The 18,776-nt window shown below is 72.6% G+C and carries 18 protein-coding genes; 10 read left to right on the top strand and 8 right to left on the bottom strand.

The features are described 5' to 3' along the window. The first annotated feature begins 16 nt into the window (after window positions 1-16). Window positions 17-736, top strand: a complete 720-nt coding sequence (cei, locus tag JOF41_RS03630) for an envelope integrity protein Cei (protein WP_189221810.1) — start codon at window positions 17-19, stop codon at window positions 734-736. A 91-nt stretch (window positions 737-827) separates the two neighbouring features. On the opposite strand, the gene JOF41_RS03625 is transcribed toward cei, so the two are convergent. Further along, window positions 828-1,628, bottom strand: coding sequence for an inositol monophosphatase family protein (locus JOF41_RS03625; RefSeq protein WP_244989496.1), 801 nt, complete (start codon window positions 1,626-1,628; stop codon window positions 828-830). Window positions 1,629-1,722: 94 nt separating this feature from the next. Between JOF41_RS03625 and ppgK the strand changes: the two genes are divergently transcribed. The 3 genes from ppgK (at window position 1,723) to JOF41_RS03610 (ending at window position 4,592) form a co-directional block, all read left to right on the top strand. Then, window positions 1,723-2,484, top strand: coding sequence for a polyphosphate--glucose phosphotransferase (gene ppgK, locus JOF41_RS03620; protein ID WP_276515658.1), 762 nt, complete (start codon window positions 1,723-1,725; stop codon window positions 2,482-2,484). Between the two features lie 197 nt (window positions 2,485-2,681). Further along, window positions 2,682-3,983, top strand: a complete 1,302-nt coding sequence (locus JOF41_RS03615) for an RNA polymerase sigma factor (protein WP_189221813.1) — start codon at window positions 2,682-2,684, stop codon at window positions 3,981-3,983. A 429-nt stretch (window positions 3,984-4,412) separates the two neighbouring features. Beyond that, complete coding sequence (locus JOF41_RS03610; protein ID WP_015800348.1) at window positions 4,413-4,592, top strand: DUF7455 domain-containing protein; 180 nt, start codon at window positions 4,413-4,415, stop codon at window positions 4,590-4,592. Between the two features lie 88 nt (window positions 4,593-4,680). On the opposite strand, the gene JOF41_RS03605 is transcribed toward JOF41_RS03610, so the two are convergent. The 5 genes from JOF41_RS03605 to JOF41_RS03585 form a co-directional block, all read right to left on the bottom strand. Then, on the bottom strand, window positions 4,681-5,853 hold the full coding sequence (locus JOF41_RS03605; RefSeq protein ID WP_209616103.1) for an ROK family transcriptional regulator: 1,173 nt from the start codon (window positions 5,851-5,853) through the stop codon (window positions 4,681-4,683). Between the two features lies 1 nt (window position 5,854). Then, window positions 5,855-7,279, bottom strand: a complete 1,425-nt coding sequence (locus JOF41_RS03600; RefSeq protein WP_189221815.1) for a sugar ABC transporter permease — start codon at window positions 7,277-7,279, stop codon at window positions 5,855-5,857. A 35-nt stretch (window positions 7,280-7,314) separates the two neighbouring features. Further along, complete coding sequence (locus tag JOF41_RS03595) at window positions 7,315-8,088, bottom strand: ATP-binding cassette domain-containing protein (protein WP_189221816.1); 774 nt, start codon at window positions 8,086-8,088, stop codon at window positions 7,315-7,317. A gap of 70 nt (window positions 8,089-8,158) precedes the next feature. Then, complete coding sequence (locus tag JOF41_RS03590) at window positions 8,159-9,298, bottom strand: sugar ABC transporter substrate-binding protein (protein ID WP_189221817.1); 1,140 nt, start codon at window positions 9,296-9,298, stop codon at window positions 8,159-8,161. Between the two features lie 182 nt (window positions 9,299-9,480). Further along, window positions 9,481-11,202, bottom strand: a complete 1,722-nt coding sequence (locus tag JOF41_RS03585; RefSeq protein WP_189221818.1) for a DEAD/DEAH box helicase — start codon at window positions 11,200-11,202, stop codon at window positions 9,481-9,483. A gap of 169 nt (window positions 11,203-11,371) precedes the next feature. Between JOF41_RS03585 and JOF41_RS03580 the strand changes: the two genes are divergently transcribed. Then, the gene (locus JOF41_RS03580) at window positions 11,372-12,409 is read left to right on the top strand and encodes a YihY/virulence factor BrkB family protein (RefSeq protein WP_244989495.1); all 1,038 of its coding nucleotides are present in this window, start codon (window positions 11,372-11,374) and stop codon (window positions 12,407-12,409) included. A 55-nt stretch (window positions 12,410-12,464) separates the two neighbouring features. Here JOF41_RS03580 and JOF41_RS03575 read toward each other — a convergent pair whose 3' ends face one another. Then, the gene (locus JOF41_RS03575) at window positions 12,465-12,710 is read right to left on the bottom strand and encodes a DUF3039 domain-containing protein (protein WP_189221820.1); all 246 of its coding nucleotides are present in this window, start codon (window positions 12,708-12,710) and stop codon (window positions 12,465-12,467) included. A 31-nt stretch (window positions 12,711-12,741) separates the two neighbouring features. Between JOF41_RS03575 and JOF41_RS03570 the strand changes: the two genes are divergently transcribed. Both JOF41_RS03570 and JOF41_RS03565 read left to right on the top strand, forming a co-directional pair. Then, complete coding sequence (locus JOF41_RS03570) at window positions 12,742-13,659, top strand: pseudouridine-5'-phosphate glycosidase (RefSeq protein WP_189221821.1); 918 nt, start codon at window positions 12,742-12,744, stop codon at window positions 13,657-13,659. Next, complete coding sequence (locus JOF41_RS03565) at window positions 13,656-14,528, top strand: carbohydrate kinase family protein (protein WP_209616097.1); 873 nt, start codon at window positions 13,656-13,658, stop codon at window positions 14,526-14,528. Before JOF41_RS03570 ends, JOF41_RS03565 begins: the two co-directional genes overlap by 4 nt. A gap of 142 nt (window positions 14,529-14,670) precedes the next feature. Here JOF41_RS03565 and JOF41_RS03560 read toward each other — a convergent pair whose 3' ends face one another. Further along, window positions 14,671-15,000 carry a DUF3099 domain-containing protein gene (locus JOF41_RS03560; RefSeq protein WP_189221823.1) on the bottom strand — a complete coding sequence of 110 codons (330 nt, stop codon included), beginning with the start codon at window positions 14,998-15,000 and terminating at the stop codon, window positions 14,671-14,673. An 83-nt stretch (window positions 15,001-15,083) separates the two neighbouring features. Here JOF41_RS03560 and JOF41_RS03555 point away from each other — a divergent pair, with 83 nt between their 5' ends. The 3 genes from JOF41_RS03555 (at window position 15,084) to dtd (ending at window position 18,668) form a co-directional block, all read left to right on the top strand. Next, the gene (locus JOF41_RS03555; protein WP_209616093.1) at window positions 15,084-16,628 is read left to right on the top strand and encodes a PucR family transcriptional regulator; all 1,545 of its coding nucleotides are present in this window, start codon (window positions 15,084-15,086) and stop codon (window positions 16,626-16,628) included. A gap of 79 nt (window positions 16,629-16,707) precedes the next feature. Beyond that, window positions 16,708-18,246, top strand: a complete 1,539-nt coding sequence (locus tag JOF41_RS03550) for a DUF7782 domain-containing protein (RefSeq protein WP_209616092.1) — start codon at window positions 16,708-16,710, stop codon at window positions 18,244-18,246. Then, window positions 18,243-18,668 carry a D-aminoacyl-tRNA deacylase gene (gene dtd / locus JOF41_RS03545; RefSeq protein ID WP_189221825.1) on the top strand — a complete coding sequence of 142 codons (426 nt, stop codon included), beginning with the start codon at window positions 18,243-18,245 and terminating at the stop codon, window positions 18,666-18,668. Before JOF41_RS03550 ends, dtd begins: the two co-directional genes overlap by 4 nt. Window positions 18,669-18,776: the final 108 nt, after the last annotated feature.

Here is an 18,776-nt window from a genome sequence, read left to right as displayed (position 1 = left end):
CCCAGGGGAGGTCGGCGTGGGATCCGCGAGCGTTCCGAGCGGAGGCGGGTCGTCGCGGTACCGGCGGAGGCGACCGCTACCAGCACTGATCCTGTTCGTCGTGCTGGCGGTCACGGCCGTGTTCGTGTGGTCGCGGGTGCTGGAGCAGGCGGGCGACGTGGACGCGGCGATCCGGTGCAACCCGCCGGGCAACACCCCCGCCTCCACCTCGGCCACCGCCGCGGGCGACGGCGCTCCTGCGCCCGCCCTGGGGACCGTGCTGGCGCACGACGCACTGGACCGGACCGACCCCGTTCCGGTGAACGAGGTGCACTTCCGGGTGTTCAACGCCAGCACGCAGCGCAATCAGGCGCGGTTCGTGGCCACCACGCTGGTCGAAATGGGGCTGCGGCAGGCGGCCGAGCCGGACAACGACCCGGTGTACCCGGCGCAGGACATGAACTGCCGGGGGCAGATCCGGTTCGGCGCCCCCGGCGCGGGGGCCGCCCGGACGCTGAGCCTGCTGGAGCCGTGCCTGGAGCTGGTGCGCGACGACCGGCAGGACGCGACGGTGGACATCGCGGTGGGCAAGAAGTTCAACGAGATCAAGCCGAACAGCGACGCCCGCAAGGTGATGGACCAGCTGGCGGCGTGGGCCGAGCAGCAGCCCGAGCGGCAGGGCGGCCAGGTGGCGGAGGCCGCCGCGCCCTCGCTGGACCCGACCAACCTCGCCGCGGCGCGCGACGTCCACTGCTGACCCCGCGAACCGGACGTCGGGGCACCCGAGAGGTGCCCGAACGCTCGGTTCGCGGTGCCTGGACGCTCGGTTCGCGGGAACGGGGGTGGGGTCAGACCTCGCCGAAGCCGCACTCGACGAGGGCGGCGCGCAGCGCGTCGGCGATGCCGGGAGCGGCGGCCAGGGTGGCGTCCGCGCCCAGCTCGGGCGCCTCGCCCGGCAGCAGCACCACCGCGCCCGCCTCGCGGGCCAGCAGCGCGCCCGCCGCCCAGTCCCAGCGGCCCAGGGCGTGCTCGGCGTAGGCGTCCAACCGCCCGGCCGCCACCGCGCACAGGTCCAGCGACGCCGCCCCGGCCCGGCGCATGTCGCGCACCCGCGTGGCCATCCCGGCCCACGTGCGCGCCTGCCGCTGCCTGCGCTCCGCGCGGTAGGCGAAGCCGTAGCCCAGCAGCGCCACCTCCAGCCGGGTCTCCGACGACACCCGCAGCGGCCTGCCGTCCAGGTACGCGCCGTGCCCCCGCGCCGCGGTCCACACCCGGCCGGAGACCGGCTCGACCACCGCCCCGGCCACCGACTCGCCGTCGAGCTGGGCGGCCACCGAGACCGCGTAGTGGGGGATGTCGTAGAGGTAGTTGACCGTGCCGTCGATCGGGTCGACCACCCAGGTCAGGCCCTCGACCGCGGCCGTGCCGCCCTCCTCCTCGCCGATCACCGGCTCGCCCGGCCGCAGCTGGGCCAGCAGCGCGCGCACCAGCCGCTCGGACTCCCGGTCCGCGGCGGTCACCACGTCGGTGATGCTCGACTTGGTGTCGATCCGCGCCACCGCCGACTCCCTGGTGGACTTCACCAGGTCGGCGGCCTGTCCCGCGACTTGGACGGCGACGTCCACCAACGAGCGCGGATCCGAGCGCAACTGTTCCTCCTGCGTCACTCTCACGGGACTATCGGACGAGCTCAGGCTAGTGTCTGCGGCCACGGTCACTGAATCGAGTAGGAAGGCCACGGGGATGGGCATGACCCGCGGGTTCGGCGTGGACATCGGCGGCTCTGGGATCAAGGGCGGTCTGGTGGACCTGGAGGCAGGCGGGCTCGACGGTGAGCGCCTGCGCATCGCCACGCCGCAGCCGTCGACGCCGGACGCGGTGGCCGACGTGGTCGCCGAGATCGTCGAGAAGTTCGGCTGGGACGGACCGGTGGGCATCACGCTGCCGTGCGTCATCAAGAAGGGTGTCGCGCACACCGCCGCGAACGTCGACAAGGGCTGGATCGGCACCGACGCCGCCGCGCTGTTCGCCCGCAGGCTCGGTCGCCGCACCGAGGACGTGGTCGTGCTCAACGACGCCGACGCGGCGGGCATCGCGGAGATGAGGTTCGGCTCCGGCGTCGGCCGGGACGGGCTGGTGGTCCTGCTGACCTTCGGCACCGGCATCGGCAGCGCCCTGTTCCTGGACGGCCAGCTCGTGCCCAACACCGAGTTCGGCCACCTGGAGGTCGACGGCCACGACGCGGAGAAGCGCGCGGCGGCGTCGGTCAAGGAGGACAAGGGGCTGTCCTGGTCCGAGTGGGCGCCGCGGGTCTCGCGCTACATCAGCGTCCTGGAGAACCTGATCTGGCCGGACCTGGTGATCGCGGGCGGCGGTGTCAGCAAGAAGGCGGAGAAGTGGCTGCCGCTGCTGGAGGTGCGCACCGAGGTGGTCGCCGCGGCGCTGAAGAACGACGCGGGCATCGTGGGCGCGGCCGTGGCCGCCGCGCAGGGCCTCCGGCACTGACTTCCCGGCCCTCCCAGCTGCGGAAAAGTCCGCGGTTGCGCCCCGGATGTCAACGGGGCGCAACCGCACCCGGTTCTCGTCGTTACAATGGAACGGTGCCCCGCTGACGCCAAGGCCGGCGGGCTCTCCCCCGTACTCCGGCGACCGAGGATCGCGCGCTTCGGTTTGCCTTGATCGACAGTCGCGAAAGGGCGTACGTGGCAGCCGCGAAGACGACTCAGGCAGCTAAGGCTGACGCCGAGGAGACGCCCAAGGCCACCTCGGCGAGGAAGGCTCCGGCCAAGAAGCCGGCAGCGAAGACCGCCGCGGCGGGCAAGACCGCTCGGGCACCCCGCAAGCAGGGCGCCAAGGCCGCCGCCCCCGCCAAGGCGAAGAAGGCCACCGAGGGCGACGAGCCCGAGGACCTGGAAGGCGCCCCCGGTGACGAGGACCTGGTCGACGACGTCGAACTGATCGACGAGCCGGTCGAGGAGGAGCCGGAGGAAGCCGAGGACGCCAAGCCCGGCGAAGGTGACTTCGTCTGGGACGAGGAGGAGTCCGAGGCCCTGCGGCAGGCCCGCAAGGACGCCGAGCTCACCGCCTCGGCGGACTCGGTGCGCGCCTACCTCAAGCAGATCGGCAAGGTCGCCCTGCTCAACGCGGAGGAGGAGGTCGAACTCGCCAAGCGGATCGAGGCGGGCCTCTACGCCGCCGAGCGGGTGCGCCGCGCCGAGGACGAGAACGAGAAGCTCACCCCGCAGCTGCGCCGCGACCTGCGCTGGATCGTGCGCGACGGCGAGCGGGCCAAGAACCACCTGCTGGAGGCCAACCTCCGCCTGGTGGTGTCGCTGGCCAAGCGCTACACCGGCCGCGGCATGGCGTTCCTGGACCTGATCCAGGAGGGCAACCTCGGTCTGATCCGCGCGGTCGAGAAGTTCGACTACACCAAGGGCTACAAGTTCTCGACCTACGCGACGTGGTGGATCCGCCAGGCGATCACCCGCGCGATGGCCGACCAGGCCCGCACCATCCGCATCCCGGTGCACATGGTGGAGGTCATCAACAAGCTCGGCCGCATCCAGCGCGAGCTGCTCCAGGACCTGGGCCGCGAGCCCACCCCGGAGGAGCTGGCCAAGGAGATGGACATCACCCCGGAGAAGGTGCTGGAGATCCAGCAGTACGCCAGGGAGCCCATCTCGCTGGACCAGACCATCGGCGACGAGGGCGACAGCCAGCTCGGCGACTTCATCGAGGACTCCGAGGCCGTGGTGGCCGTGGACGCGGTGTCGTTCACGCTGCTGCAGGACCAGCTCCAGTCGGTCCTGGCCACGCTGTCCGAGCGCGAGGCGGGCGTGGTGCGGCTGCGGTTCGGCCTCACCGACGGCCAGCCGCGCACGCTGGACGAGATCGGCCAGGTCTACGGGGTGACGCGCGAGCGCATCCGGCAGATCGAGTCGAAGACGATGTCGAAGCTGCGCCACCCGTCGCGGTCCCAGGTCCTGCGGGACTACCTGGACTAGTCGCGAACGCGCGAAGAGCGCCGGCGCCCACTCGGGTGCCGGCGCTCTTCGCGCGTCCGCATGGTGGAATTCGGCGGGCTGTTCGCTCTGGGCTGACGCCTGTGTCGGCGATCACACTAGCGGCCCCGCAACTTCCACCGGACGGAGCAGCGAGAGTGCCTCAGCCGCTGTTCTCGCTGGTCTGAAACCGTTGCCACGACAGCGGAAAGTGATTGCGCGCGTGGCGAACCGGTGGAGTCGGCAGGTTCGAACGGCCGGAGCGGGGGGTAAATGCTGAGTGACGCGGGTCGCCACGGCCCAGGGAACACTGACTTACGCCCGTGCGTCTGCAAGAGTGGAGCCAGCGAACACGACGTGCCAGCCAGGTGTGGGGTGGTCGCAGCTTGAGTAGGGCACCGATCCCCGGTGCCGGGACGGAGGGAGATTTCCATGACCACGACGCTCACCCGCCCCGCGTTGACCGCTGCCGACCGCTGCGACCGCTGCGGGGCTGCTGCCCAGGTTCGCGCCGTACTGCCCTCCGGGGGCGAGCTGCTGTTCTGCGGGCACCACGCCCGCGAGCACAGCACGAAGCTGCGCGAGCTCGCTGCCGAACTGCAGCAGGGCTGATCATCGCGGGCCGTGCCGCCCGCAAGCACCCTAGCCGTCCGGGACGGGAACCCTCACGGGTTCCCGTCCCCCTGCTTTTCGGCGGCGGTCAGACCAGGCCGAGCACGGGCTCGAAGGCCAGTTCGGCGGCGCCGATGAGCTTGGCGTCGCGCCCCAGCGGCGAGCTGACGATGCGGGTGCCGCCCACCGCCCTGGAGACCAGGCTGCGCTGCTGCACGGTGGCCCGCACCCGGTCCACCACCACCTGCGGCAGGGCGGTGAACAGGTCGCCCAGCACGACCAGCTCGGGGCCCAGCATGTTGACCACGGTGACCAGGCCCAGCGCCAGCCACTCGGTGAACTCGCCCAGCCGGTGGGTCACCGACGACGGGTCCGCGGCCAGCGAGCGCAGCTCGGCCACCACCGCCCCGCGCGGGGCGTCCTCGGGCAGGGCCAGCGCCCGGCACAGGGCGGCCTCCCCGATCTCGGTCTCCCAGCACCCCTGGCAGCCGCAGTAGCAGTGCCGCCCGCCGGGCCGCACCACCATGTGCCCCAGTTCGCCCACGTAACCGCCCGCGCCGCGCAGCGGCGTCCCGCTGGAGATGACCCCGCCGCCGATGCCCACGTCGGCGGAGATGTAGACCACGTCGGAGGAGCCTCGGGCGGCCCCGCGCAGGTGCTCTGCCAGCGCGCCGAGCTCCGCGTCGTTGCCGACGTGCACGGGCGCCTGGAGCACGGCGGTCAGCCGGGCGCCCAGCGCCACGTCGGTCCAGTGCAGGTTGGGCGCCTCGTGCACCATGCCGTCGGCGCGGCGGACCACGCCGGGCACCGACACCCCGACGCCGACCGCCGTCACGTCCAGCTCGTCGGCCAGCAGCTTCGCCGAGTCGGCGATGTGGGTGATCACCTCACCGGGCTCGCGGGTGCGGCGGTGCAGGTTCCAGCTGTGCCTGCCCAGGATGTCCCCGCCCAGGCCGACCATCGCCATGGCCACCTGCTCGACGCGGACGTCGATGGCCATGACGACGGCGGCCTGCGGCTGCGGGAGCACCAGCAGGGAGGGCCTGCCCGCGCCGGTGCGCTGCGCGGGCAGGCGCTCGGCCACCACACCGGACTCGGCCAGGCCGTCCACCAGCGCCTTGATCGTGCTGCGGTTGAGCCCCAGCTCAGCCGCCAGCGACGCCCTGGTGGACGGCCCGTCCACGTGCAGCCTGCGCAGCAGCGCGGTGCGGTTGTGCCTGCGGACCTCGTCCGGTCGGGCTCCCGCTGTTGGTGTCGCCACGTCAGCGCGTGGACGCCGCCGCTCGGCGACGGGAGAGCGCGTCGATGCTGGCGGCCAGCAGCAGCACCAGGCCGGTCACGATGTAGACGACCGCGGCGGGCTGCTTGAGCAGGCCCATGCCGTTGGTGATGGTGGCCAGCACCGCGCCGCCGATGACCGCGTCGCGCAGGCGGCCCTTGCCGCCGAACAGCGACGTGCCGCCGATGACCGCCGCGCCGACCGCCATCAGCAGCGTGTTGCCGCCACCGGCGTTCGGGTCGACCGAGCCGACCTTGGACGAGTACACGATCGCACCGATGGCCGCCGCCGTGGAGGCGATCACGAACACGCTCATCCGGATCTGCGGGACGTTGATGCCCGCGCGACGGGCGGCTTCCTTGTTGCCGCCCACGGCGTAGACGTGCCTGCCGTAGCGGGTGCGGTCGAGCACGAAGGTGCCCACCACCAGCAGGAACAGCACGAGCGGCACGACGTACGGGACGCCGGTGATGACGACCACGTTGCTCACCGAGCGGTTGAGGGTCAGCGCGTAGGTGGCGGCGGCGCCGAGCACGAGGACGGCGCCGACCCTGGTCAGCACCATGGGCGTGGGCTGGGCGACCAGGCCCTTGCGCAGCCGGGAGAAGTGCCTGGTCAGCACGACCGCCGCGTAGCCACCCGCGGCGATGACGAACAGGAGCCAGCTGCCCGCGGTGCTCAGGTTGCCGTTGGCGACCTTGAACAGCACGTCGTCGTTGAGGCCCAGGGTGCCGCCCTGGCCGATCAGCTGGAGGATCACGCCGCCCCAGGCCAGGAACAGCGCCAGGGTCACCACGAACGACGGGATGCCGACCTTGGCGACCAGGAAGCCGGTGATGCAGCCGATGGCGGCGCCGACGCAGATCGCCAGCAGCATCTCCACCCACGGGTTCGCGGGCACGCCGACCGCGGCGATGACCAGCGCGACCGCGGCCAGCGCGGCACCCGCCCAGATCCGCATCAGCGCGGCAAGCACCACGGCCAGCACCAGCAGGCCGCAGAAGACGTAGAAGACGGTGTCGCCCATGCCGCCGAGCAGGTTGCCGCCCTTGACCAGGTGCAGCGCCATGACCGACGCGGCGACGCCGGACGCGGTGCCCGCGGACAGGTCGATCTCGCCGAGCAGCAGCACGAACACCAGGCCCATCGCGATGATGGTGGTGCCCGCGCCCTGGGCCAGCAGGTTGGCGATGTTGCCCAGGGTCAGGAAGGAGTCCGACAGGGAGCTGAAGACGATCAGCAGCACCACGAGGCCGAGCAGGGCGGGCAGGGAACCCAGTTCGCCGCCGCGCAGCCGGGCCACGTAGTCGCGCAACGCCTCGCCGGTGGACTTGGAGGTGGTGTCGATGCCGAAGTCGGAGATGGCCGCGCCCTCGGGGGAGGCCTTCTCGCTGGTGGTGTTGGTCATGCGGGAGTCCTCGGTTCTGGCTCGCTGGCGCGGCGTCAGATGGTGGCGGATTCGGGTCGGGCGATGCCCAGCTCGCCGGAGCGGCCCGCGGTGATCAGCTCGACCACCTGGCCGTGGGTGACGTCCTTGGTGGGCACCTCGGCGGCCATGCGGCCCAGGTACAGGCAGGCGATGCGGTCGGCGACCTCGAACACGTCGTTCATGTTGTGGCTGATCAGCACCACGCCCAGGCCCTGCTCGGCGAGCCTGCGGACCAGGTCGAGCACCTGGCGGGTCTGCGCCACGCCCAGCGCGGCGGTCGGCTCGTCCAGCAGCACGACCTTGCTGTTCCACAGCACGGCCTTGGCGATGGCCACGGTCTGCCGCTGACCGCCGGACAACGAGGACACCTGGGTGCGCACCGACTTGACCGTGCGCACCGACAGCGAGGTCAGCGTCTTGCGCGCGGCCTGCTCCATGTCGGTCTCGTCCAGCATCCCCGCCTTGCCGCGCTCGCGGCCCAGGAACATGTTCTGGACGATGTCGAGGTTGTCGCACAGCGCGAGGTCCTGGTAGACGACCTCGATGCCCAGGGCGGCCGCGTCGCGGGGGCCGTTGATGGTGACCGGCTTGCCGTCGAAGACGACCTCGCCGGAGTCGATCGGGTGGATGCCCGCGATGCTCTTGACCAGCGTCGACTTGCCCGCGCCGTTGTCGCCGACCAGGGCCGTCACCTCGCCCGCGCGGACGGTGAAGTCGATGTCGTGCAGCACGTGCACAGGTCCGAAGCTCTTGTTGACGCCGCGCAGTTCGAGAATCGGCTCGCTCACTGCATTCCCTCCGTGGGTGGCACGCCGAAGGCGGGGTGCGGCCAGCGCACCCCGCCGCGGCGAGCGGTGACTACTTGATGCCGAGTTCGCCGCAGGTGGCGGCCAGGTCGGCGACGCAGACCTCGGACGCCTTGACGAAGCCCTCGTCCACGACCACCTTGACGTTGTCCTTGGTGATCAGCTGCGCGGTCAGCAGCACGGACTTGACCTCGCGGTTGCCCTTCGGGTCCTTCTCCACGCCGTTGGCCAGCGCGTCGGCGGCGGCGGTGTCGCCCTTGACCAGCGCGGCGGCCAGCTTGGCGGCGGCGTTGGCCTCCTCGTCGATGGGCTTGAACACGGTCATGTACTGGTCGCCGCGCAGGATGGCCTGCAGGCCCTCCGGGGTGGCGTCCTGACCGGTCACCGGCACCTTGCCGTTGAGGTTGTACTTCTTCAGGACGGTGATCACCGCGCCCGCGAGGCCGTCGTTGGCGGCGACGACGCCGTCGACCTTCTGGCCGTTGCCGGTGAAGATCTGCTCGAAGGTCTGGCCGCCCTTCTGGTTGTCCCACTCCTCGATGGGCTGGGACTGCACCAGCTTCAGGTCGCCCGAGTCGTACTTGGGCTTGAGGACGTTCTGCTGGCCGTTGTAGAACAGGGTGGCGTTGTTGTCCGTCGGCGCGCCCTCGATCTCGATGACCTCGGCGGGCTTCTTGCCCGCGGCCAACTTGCCCAGGCCGTCGACCAGGCCCTGGCCCTGCAGCTCGCCGACCTTGGTGTTGTCGAACGAGACGTAGTAGTCCGAGGTGCCGCCCAGGTTCAGGCGGTCGTAGTCGATGACCTTGATGCCCTGGGCCTGGGCCTTCTTGGCCACCGTGGCGCCGACCTCGCTGTTGGGCGTGGCGATGATCAGGACCTTGACGCCCGCGTTGATCATGCCGTCGGCCAGCGTGGAGAACTTCTGCACGTCGCCCTGGGCGTTCTGGATGTCGGGGTCCAGGCCCTCGGCCTTGAGCGCCTTCTCCAGCAGGGGCTTGTCGAAGCCCTCCCAGCGGGCCGAGGACTTGGTCTCGGGCAGGATGACGCCGACCTTCTCCCCGCCGTTCGAGCCGCTGTTCGTGTTGGTGTCCGAGGTGCTGCTGCCACCCGAGGACGTGTTGGCGCCACACGCCGTCATGGCCACGGCCAAGCCGGTGCTCACGGCGATGAGAGCAAGGCTCTTGCTGCGCATCCGCCATCCCTTTCACTGCGCTGTGTCTGCTGGTGGGCAGAGAATGTTGTGGCGCACAACGTATGCCCGCACATGCGGTGACCGGAAGCACACTTGACCGATAAAGGCAGCACGATGCGCTAACGACGAGGTAACTCCGCATTAATACATCTACGCCGATCGGCGTAGTCGAGCACGCTGCGTCACCAAGAGCGCAGGGTGGCGATCCGCTCTTCGAGCTGCTCGATGCTCGCCATCGCCGTCGGCGGACCGCCGCAGTACTCCCGCAGCTGGTTGTGGATCTTGCCGTGCGGCTTCTTGGTGCGGTGGTGGTGCATGGCCACCAGGGTGTTGAGCTCCTTGCGCAGCGCGGCCAGCCGCTCCTGCACGCTCGCGGGCCGCGCGGGCGGCGGCGGGGCGGCGGGCGCGGGCGCTGCGGCCTGCCGCTTGCTGGCCTCCACCAGCTGCTTCTCCTGGCGCTGCCGCAGCAGCTCGCGCACCTGGTCGGGCTCCAGCAGACCGGGCAGGCCCAGGTACTCCTGCTCCTCCTCGCTGCCCGCGAACGCCGCGGTGCCGAACGACGACCCGTCGTAGATCACCTGGTCCAGCTCGGCCGAGGCGCCCAGCGCGGTGAACGCCCGCTCCTCCTCGCCCGGCTCGTCCTGGACCTGGTTGGCCTGCGCCAGCAGCTCGTCGTCCCAGCCGTCCTTCTCCCGGTGCGGCTTGCCGATGACGTGGTCGCGCTGCTGCTCCAGCTCGCTGGCCAGCCCCAGCAGCACCGGCACGCTGGGCAGGAACACGCTGGCCGTCTCGCCCTTGGCCCGCGCCCGCACGAACCGGCCGATGGCCTGGGCGAAGAACAGCGGCGTGGAGGCGCTGGTGGCGTACACGCCCACCGCCAGCCGCGGCACGTCCACGCCCTCGGACACCATGCGCACGGCGATCAGCCAGCGCTCGTTCGAGGCGGAGAACTCCGCGATGCGGCCGGATGCCTTCGGGTCGTCGGAGAGCACCAGCGTGGCGTCGTGGCCGGTGGTGCGCTTGAGGATCTCCGCGTACGCCTTGGCGGTGGTCTGGTCGGTGGCGATCACCAGGCCGCCCGCGTCCGGGATGCCGTTCGCGCGCAGCTGGCTCAACCGCAGGTCGGCCGCCTTGAGCACGGACGGGATCCACTCGCCGGTCGGGTCCAGCGCGGTGCGCCACGCCCGCGCGGTCTGCTCCTGGGTCAGCGGCTCCCCCAGCCGCGCGGTGAACTCCTCCCCCGCGCTGGTCCGCCAGCTCGCCTCACCCGAGTACGCCAGGAAGATCACCGGCCGGACCACGCCGTCGCGCAGCGCGTCGGCGTAGCCGTAGGCGTGGTCCGCGCGGCTGCGCGGCGCCCCGTCCGGGCCGGGCTCGTAGGTGATGAACGGGATCGGCGAGTCGTCGCTGCGGAACGGCGTACCGGTCAGGCACAGCCTGCGCACCGCGGGCGTGAACGCCTCCCGGATCGCGTCGCCCCACGACTTGGCGTCGCCGCCGTGGTGCACCTCGTCCAGCAGCACCAGCGTCTTGCGGTTCTCCGTGCGCACGCGGTGCAGCGTCGGGTGCGCGGCCACCTGGGCGTAGGTCACCGCCACGCCGTGGTAGTCCCGCGAGGTCACCGCGTTGGTGTTGCGGAAGTTCGAGTCGATCGCGATGCCCGCCTCGGCGGCGGCCTTGGCCCACTGGTGCTTGAGGTGCTCGGTCGGGGTCACCACGGTGACCGCCTCGACCGTGCGGTCGGCCAGCAGCTCGGCGGCCACCCGCAGCCCGAAGGTCGTCTTGCCCGCGCCGGGCGTGGCGACCGCGAGGAAGTCCTTGGGGCCGGAAGCCAGGTACTTGGTCAACGCGCGCCGCTGCCACGCGCGCAGCGGCCTGGAGGGTGCGCCTTGCGGGAGCGACAACCTGCGATCCTCTCTGCGTTCGCCGTTCGGGCAGCTCGCGGGCGTCGGACATGCGAATGCCCTCGTTGCGGGCGACCGTCGAGGGCTCGCACAGCCTACCCGCTCCGGATGGGCCACTCCGCCGCCGATGCCGCGAAATCGCTCACGATGCACCATGCTGGGTGGTGCGATGGGGTCGGCAACCGATCGGACGGCACGCGGCGCACCCCGCAAGGGGCCGTGGCGGTTGTTGGCGCGCACGCTGTCCAAGGCCTGGGAGGGCAACATCTTCTCCGAGGCCGCCGAGGCCGCGTTCTGGCAGACCCTGTCGTTCCCGCCGCTGCTGCTGGGCCTGCTGGGCAGCATGGGCTACATCGGCGACTGGCTGGGCCCCGAGGTGGTCAGCGCGGTCAAGGACCAGATCATCTCCGCCTGCCGCACGATCTTCAGCCAGGACGTGGTCAACGGGGTGATCGCGCCGACCGTGGACCAGATCCTGACCACCGGCAAGGGCGAGATCGTCTCGGTCGGCTTCCTGATCTCGCTGTGGGCGGGCTCGTCGGCCATGTCGTCGTTCGTCGACGCGATCACCGTGGCGCACGGGCAGTACGGCGTGCGCAACGAGGTGTGGCAGCGGATCTTCGCGCTGCTGCTCTACATGGCCAGCCTGGTGCTGCTGATCGTCGGCCTGCCGGTGCTGGCGCTGGGGCCCGAGCTGCTGCCCGAGGTCTTCCCGGACAGCTGGCAGCCGACCATCGAGTCGTGGCTGAGCGGGTTCTACTACCCCGGCATCGGCGTGCTGCTGGTGCTCGCCCTGGCCACGCTGTACAAGCTGTCGCTGCCGCGCAAGCTGCCGTGGCACCGGCTGGTGCCCGGCGCGGTGCTGGCGATGGCGGTGTTCCTGCTGTCGTCGATCGGGCTGCGGCTCTACATCCGGTGGATCACCACCACCGGCTACACCTACGGCGCGCTGGCCACGCCCATCGCGTTCCTGCTGTTCACCTTCTTCATCGGGCTGGCCATCACCATCGGCGCGTACTTCAACAGCGCCATCCAGGACATGTGGCCCGCGCGGATGACCCGGCGGCAGCGCCGCCGGTGGCGGCGGCTGGAGCTGGAGCGGGCGGCCGAGCGCATCCGCTCCGAGCAGCGCAACGGGCAGGCCGCGCCCACGAACCCGGCGCCGCGGGAGGCCGACCCGCAGCAGCAGCCCTCGGCGGGCGGATAGCGCCCGCACGCGCATCCCGGCGCCCACGGGGAGCGCCGGGACCGGGGTGGGAGGTCTACTCGCCGCCGGCGGGCAGGTTGTCGTAGATCTTCTTGCACTCCGGGCACACCGGCGAGCCGGGCTTGGGGGACCGCGTCACCGGGAAGACCTCGCCGCACAGCGCCACCACGTGCGTGCCCATGACCGCGCTCTCGGCGATCTTGGCCTTGCGCACGTAGTGGAACATCTTCGGGGTGTCGTCCCCGGTGTGGTCCGTGCCTTCCGGCCGGGTCTCTACGTCAGGGAGGGTCTGCGTGCTCACGCGCCCAGCTTACCTGGGATGATGGCCCCTCGTGAGTACGCCGAGCACCACTGAAGAGGTACGCGACGCCCTGGCCGGGAACCGGCCGGTGGTCGCGCTGGAGAGCACCATCCTGTCCCACGGCCTGCCGCCGGGGCGCAACCGCGAGGTCGCGCGGCGGGTGGAGGACGCGGTGCGCGAGGCGGGCGCCGTACCCGCGACGATCGCCGTGCTCGGCGGCGTGCCCAAGGTCGGCCTGACCGAGGCCGAGCTGGACTACGTCTGCGACCCGGCCAACCAGCTGGAGAAGCTGTCCCGGCGCGACCTGGGCGCGGCGTTCGCGCTGGGCCGCGACGGGGCGACCACCGTGGCGGGCACCGCGGCGCTGGCGCACGCGGCCGGGATCGGGGTGTTCGCCACCGGCGGGCTGGGCGGCGTGCACCGCGGCGCGCGGGAGACCTGGGACGTCTCCGCCGACCTCGACGTGCTGGCCCAGACGCCGATCCTGGTGGTCTGCTCGGGCGTGAAGTCGATCCTGGACATGGGCGCCACGCTGGAGCTGCTGGAGACCCGCTCGGTGCCGGTGCTGGGCTACCGCACCGACCGCTTCCCCGCGTTCTACCGGCGCGAGTCGGAGTTCGAGGTGCCGTGGCGGGTGGAGGACCCGCGCCAGGCCGCCGCCGTGGTCGCCGCGCACCGGAACGTGCCCGGCGGCGCGGGCGTGCTGCTGGCCAACCCGATCCCCAGCGAGTTCGAGATGGCCGCCGACCTGCACGACCGGCTGCTGGCCGAGGGGCTGGAGCTGCTGCGCACCCGCGGTGTGCACGGCAAGGAGGTCACGCCGGTGCTGCTGGAGCACTTCCACACCGCCAGCGGCGGGGTGAGCCTGGACGCCAACGAGGCGCTGGTGCTGTCCAACGCCGCGCTGGCCGCGCGGGTCGCCGTCGAACTGGCCGGGGCTCGCGCGTGACGCAGGTCGTGGTGGTCGGGGACGCCGGGCTGGACGTGGTGGCCCGGCACTCCGGCCCCATCGTGCACGGCGGCGACTCGCGCGCGTCGGTGACCATCGAGCCGGGCGGCGCGGGCGCCAACACCGCCGTGTGGCTGGCCGCCTGCGGCGTCGAGCCGGTGCTGGTGACGCGGGTCGGCGCGGACTCGGCGGGGCGGCAGGTGCACGCGGAGCTGACCGCCGTGGGCGTGCGGTGCGCGTTCGCCGTGGACACCGATGCGGCGACGTGCTGCGTGGTGGTGCTGGTGGACGAGACCGGGCAGCGGACCATGCTGCCCGACCGCGGCGCCAACGCCCGCTTCGCGCCCGGCGACCTGAACCCGGAGCTGCTGGCCGGGGCGCGGCACCTGCACCTGTCCGGCTACGTGCTGCTGGACGCCTCGTCGCGCCCCGCCGGGCTGGCGGTGCTGCGCCAGGCCCGCGTGGCCGGGCTGACCACGTCGGTGGACCCGCAGGCGGCGGCGCTGCTCTACGACGGGTTCCTCGACGACGTCGCGGGCGTGGACCTGCTGCTGCCCAACACCGAGGAGCTGGTGGCGCTGACCGGCTCGGCCTCGGCGGCGTCGGCCGAGTCGCTGCTGGACGTGGTCGGCGCGGTCGCGCTGACCTCGGGGGCGGACGGGGCCAGCTGGGTGGACCGGGACGGGGTCGTCTCGGTCCCCGCCGAGCCCGCCGAGTGCGTGGACTCGACGGGCGCGGGCGACGCCTTCGACGCCGGGCTGCTGGCCGCGTGGCTGGCGGGCGCCTCCCGCCGGGAATCGCTGCTCGGCGGCGTCCGCGCCGCGGCACGCGCCATCTCCTCCGTGGGCGCCCAGCCCTCAGGCTCCTGACCCGCCCCCGCGAGTCGAACCTCCGGACACCACGAATTCACCGTTCGCGCACCCCGACCCGCGCCATCGCGCGGGTCGGGTAGTAGTTACCGGCCCTCGCGGCGGCCTCGGGTAGTACTTGCCGACGCGCTGGGCGGGGGGTTCAGCCCTCGATCACCTGGTGGCCGCGCGCCTCCAGCGCGCGGTGCCGCCGCTCGTGCCTGCTGACCTTCTCCGCCTTGCGCGGCGGCCGGTCGTTGGCGATCAGCACCGCCATCCACGGCAGCGGCACCGACAGCAGCAGGAACCCCAGCGCCAGCCACCACGTCTGGTAGAAGACCATGGCCAGGACCAGGCAAGGGATGCGGGCACCCATCATGATCGCGTACTTGCGCTTGCGCGCGGCGTGTTGTTCCTCGAAAGACGGCGCCGCTTCCGTGATCAGCACCGCGTGGTCCGGGTTGCCCACGACACCACCTCCTGTTAACCCCATGGTCCCACCGCCGGGGGCGCTGGGACAGCCGACCGGGTTGTGAATTGCGACCCGTGTCCGGCGGCGGACCGTACGATCCGACCGTGGTGCCCCTGGACCGCCTGGTGGACGTGCTCGCGAGCCTGGGCACGCACCTGTGCTGCGCGCCGCGCGGGCGGGACGTGCCACTGCGCGGCGTGGCCCTGCACGACCCGGTGGAGCGGACCGGGGCCGCGCCCGACGAGGTGCTGCTGGGGCTGGGCGTCGGGTCGGCCGCCGCGGCGGCGCGGCTGGTCGCGGCCACCGGGGCCGCCGCCGTGGTGCTGCACGGCAGGCCGCCGCTGGACGAGCGGGTGAGCGCGGCGGCGAAGCGGTCGGGCGCGGCGGTGCTGCTGGTGGACCCGGAGGTGCCGTGGGGGCAGCTGGCCGGGGTGGTGCAGGCGCTGGTGCTGGGCGGTCAGCGGGAGGGCTCGGGCGACCTGTTCGCGGTGGCCGACGCCATCGCCGCGGTGGTGGGCGGGCCGGTGACCATCGAGGACCAGCGCTCCCGCGTGCTGGCCTACTCCTACCGGCAGCAGGACGTCGACCCGGTGCGGGTGCAGACCATCCTGGGCCGCCGCGTGCCCGACGAGGCCCGCGCGGCGCTGGAGGCGCACGGCGTGTTCGCCCACCTGGCGCGCACCGACGACCCGATCTTCGTGCCGCAGCTGACCGAGCAGCTGGGCGGCAGGCTGGTGGCGGCGGTGCGGGCGGGCCGGGAGCTGCTGGGGTCGGTGTGGGTGGAGGTGGAGCAGGAGGTCGGGCAGGCCCGCCGGGCGGCGCTGGTGGACGGGGCGCGGACCGCCGCGCTGCACCTGCTGCGCGCGCGGGCCAGCGCGGACCTGGAGCGGCGGGCCGAGGCGGACCTGGTGATCGGCGTGCTGGACTCCGGGCTGCCCGCGGACCTGGCCCGGCTCGGGCTGCCCGCCGCGGACCTGCGGGTGATCGCGGTGCAGGCGCACGCGGGCGAGAGCGAGCACGGCGCTGCGCTGCTGGCGTTCGAGCGCGCGACCGCGGGCTTCGGCTGGTCCCGGCCGGGGCGCAGCGCGTTGTTCGGCAACGTGCTCTACACCGTGCTGCCCTGCGGGGAGGACGCGGCGGCGGCGCTGGAGTGGGTCCGCGCGCTGGAGCGCGAGCTGCCCGCGGAGGCCACCGTGGTGGCGGGTGTCGGCGGGGTGGCCGACGCCGCGCAGCTGCCCGCTTCGCGCGCGGAGGCCGACGAGTGCCTGGCGCTGGCGGTGGCCGAGCCCGCGACGGGCGAGGTGACGGCGGCCGAGCCGGTGGTCTACGACCGGGCCTGGTCGCGCGTGCTGCTGCGCAGGCTGGCCGCGGTGGCCGAGACGGGCAGGCTGCCCACCCGCGGCCCGGTGGCCGACCTGGTGCGGCACGACGCCGAGCACGGCACCCACTACGCGGCGACGCTGGAGGCGTGGCTGGCGGCGCAGGGCGACTCCCGCGAAGCGGCCAAAACCCTTTCCGTCCACCCGAACACCCTGCGGTACCGGTTGCAGCGGATGACCGAGGTGACCGCGTTGCCGGTGGAAGACCCGGAACAGCGGTTGGCCATGGCGATCGCATTGGCCGTCCACCGTCGACGCGCACGCCGGTGAAGTGGCGGAGAAATGCCCGAACGCGCTATTCGGAGTGCCCGAATGCGCAATTCGCGGTGCGCGGGCGCGCGACTCGCGGATGAGGGCTGGCCGCGCGGCGCGGTCGGCGGGTTGGGAGCATGTGCGGGTGCTGCCTGATCTCTCCACAGACCTGACCGCGCGGCTGCGCGAGGCTTTCCGGACCGCCGGCTACGACGCCGACGGCGTGGTCGACGCGCTGGGGCCGCAGGCCCACGCCGCGCTGGGCCGCGGCGAGCCGGAGGCCGCCCGGCGGGCCACCCGCGACGCGGGCGCGCTGGGCACCCTGGTGCGGCTGTTCCTGCTCGGCGACGCCGAGCCGGAGGCCGAGGTGCGCCGCGCGCTGGCCCCGCTGGACCTCGACGAGGCCGTCAAGGCCGAGGTGCTGCGCCCCGACGGGGACGCGCTGCGGGCGGGCCTGGACATCCGCCCCTACGGCGATGACGAGGGCTCCTGGTGGGTGGTCGCCGACCTGGACTCCGACCAGCGCGGCGGACCGGTCCCGGCCGACCACGTGCTGGGCGTCGGGCACGCCTCGATCAGCCTGGCCCGCGCCACCTCCCGCCGCCCGGTGGACACCCTGCTGGACCTGGGCACCGGGTGCGGCGTGCAGGCGCTGCACGCCAGCAGGCACGCCAGGTCGATCACCGCCACCGACCTGTCCGAACGCGCGCTCGCCCTGGCCGCGGGCACGTTCCGGCTCAACGAGGTCGACGTGCGGCTGGGCCGCGGCGAGTGGTTCGCGCCGGTGCGCGGGCGCAGGTTCGACCAGGTCGTGTGCAACCCGCCCTTCGTGGTCGGCCCGCCGAGGGTGGACTACGTCTACCGCGACTCGGGCCTGGGCGGCGACGACGCCAGCGCGCTGGTGGTGCGCCAACTGCCGTCGTTCCTCAACGAGGGCGGCGTCGGGCAGCTGCTGGCCTCCTGGCTGCACCGCAGGGGCGAGGACTGGGCCGACCGGGTGGCCTCGTGGCTGCCGCGCGGCGGCGTGGACGCCTGGTTCGTGCAGCGGGACGTGGCCGATCCGACGCTGTACGTCGGGACCTGGTTGCGCGACGCGGGGGTGGACCCGCGCTCGGCGGAGGGCCGGGCCAAGGCGGCCGCGTGGTTGGACTGGTTCGCGGACAACGACGTGGAGGGCATCGGCTTCGGGTTCGTGACGCTGCGCCGGACCGACGCCCAGCACCCCGAGGTGGTGTGCGAGGACCTGCGCCACGCCTACGACGACCCGCTGGGCCCGGAGACCGCCGCCTGGCTGGACCGGGTGGACTGGCTGCGCCGCAACGGCTCCGCGGAGAGCCTGCTGGCGACCCGGTTCACCGTGCCGGACACCGTGGTGCTGGAGGAGGTCTCCGAGCCCTCCGACGAGGGCTGGCAGGCGGTGGTGCGCAGGCTGCACCGCACCGACGGCCCCGGCTGGCAGCACGAGGTGGACGCCACCGCCGCCGCGCTGCTGGCGGGCTTCCGCGGCGCGCTGCCGCTGGAGGACCTGGTGACGCTGCTGGCGTACGCGCACGACCTGCCGGTGGACGCCCTGGTGGAGGCGGCCCTGCCGGTGGTGCGGGACCTGGTCCGGCACGGCATGGTGGTGCCCGCGTGAGGGCGGTCGTCGCGCGGGTGACCGAGGCCCGCGTGGTCGTCGCCGACGAGGTGGTCGGCGCGATCGACGAGCCCGGTCTGCTGGTGCTGCTGGGGGTGCACGCGGACGACACGCCCGACAAGGCGCCGCTGATGGCCCGCAAGCTCCACGAATTGCGCGTCCTGCGCGACGAGCAGTCGTGCGCCACCACCGGCGCACCCCTTCTCGTTGTGAGTCAGTTCACACTTTATGGCGAGACGAGGAAAGGCAGGCGGCCGTCCTGGACGGCCGCCGCCCGTCCCGAGCACGCCGAGCCGTTGGTCGACGCGGTGGTGCGAGAACTGCGCGAGAAGGGCGCTCGGGTGGAAACGGGGCAGTTCGGCGCGATGATGTCCGTCCACAGCGTGAACGACGGTCCGTTCACCGTGTTGGTGGAACTGTAGATCCTTCTCAGCCAATCCTCAGGATTGCGCGCGCAACCGCTGTGACGGCAGTGACGTCTTCAAGTTCGGGAAGCGGGAACCATTTAGACCGGCGGAACGTTTCCCCCA

It is taken from the genome of Saccharothrix coeruleofusca (assembly GCF_017876325.1).
GTDB lineage: Bacteria > Actinomycetota > Actinomycetes > Mycobacteriales > Pseudonocardiaceae > Actinosynnema > Actinosynnema coeruleofuscum.
The sequence above is the reverse complement of the archived record's forward strand: the minus strand, read 5'-3'. Positions and strand labels throughout refer to the sequence as shown.

Coding starts and splice junctions, on each gene's coding strand:
- ppgK (WP_276515658.1), top strand. CDS start 1,723: ATGGGCATGACCCGCGGGTTCGGCGTGGACATCGGCGGCTCTGGGATC.
- JOF41_RS03610 (WP_015800348.1), top strand. CDS start 4,413: ATGACCACGACGCTCACCCGCCCCGCGTTGACCGCTGCCGACCGCTGC.
- JOF41_RS03600 (WP_189221815.1), bottom strand. CDS start 7,279: ATGACCAACACCACCAGCGAGAAGGCCTCCCCCGAGGGCGCGGCCATC.
- JOF41_RS03590 (WP_189221817.1), bottom strand. CDS start 9,298: ATGCGCAGCAAGAGCCTTGCTCTCATCGCCGTGAGCACCGGCTTGGCC.
- JOF41_RS03580 (WP_244989495.1), top strand. CDS start 11,372: ATGGGGTCGGCAACCGATCGGACGGCACGCGGCGCACCCCGCAAGGGG.
- JOF41_RS03560 (WP_189221823.1), bottom strand. CDS start 15,000: ATGGGGTTAACAGGAGGTGGTGTCGTGGGCAACCCGGACCACGCGGTG.
- JOF41_RS03550 (WP_209616092.1), top strand. CDS start 16,708: ATGAGGGCTGGCCGCGCGGCGCGGTCGGCGGGTTGGGAGCATGTGCGG.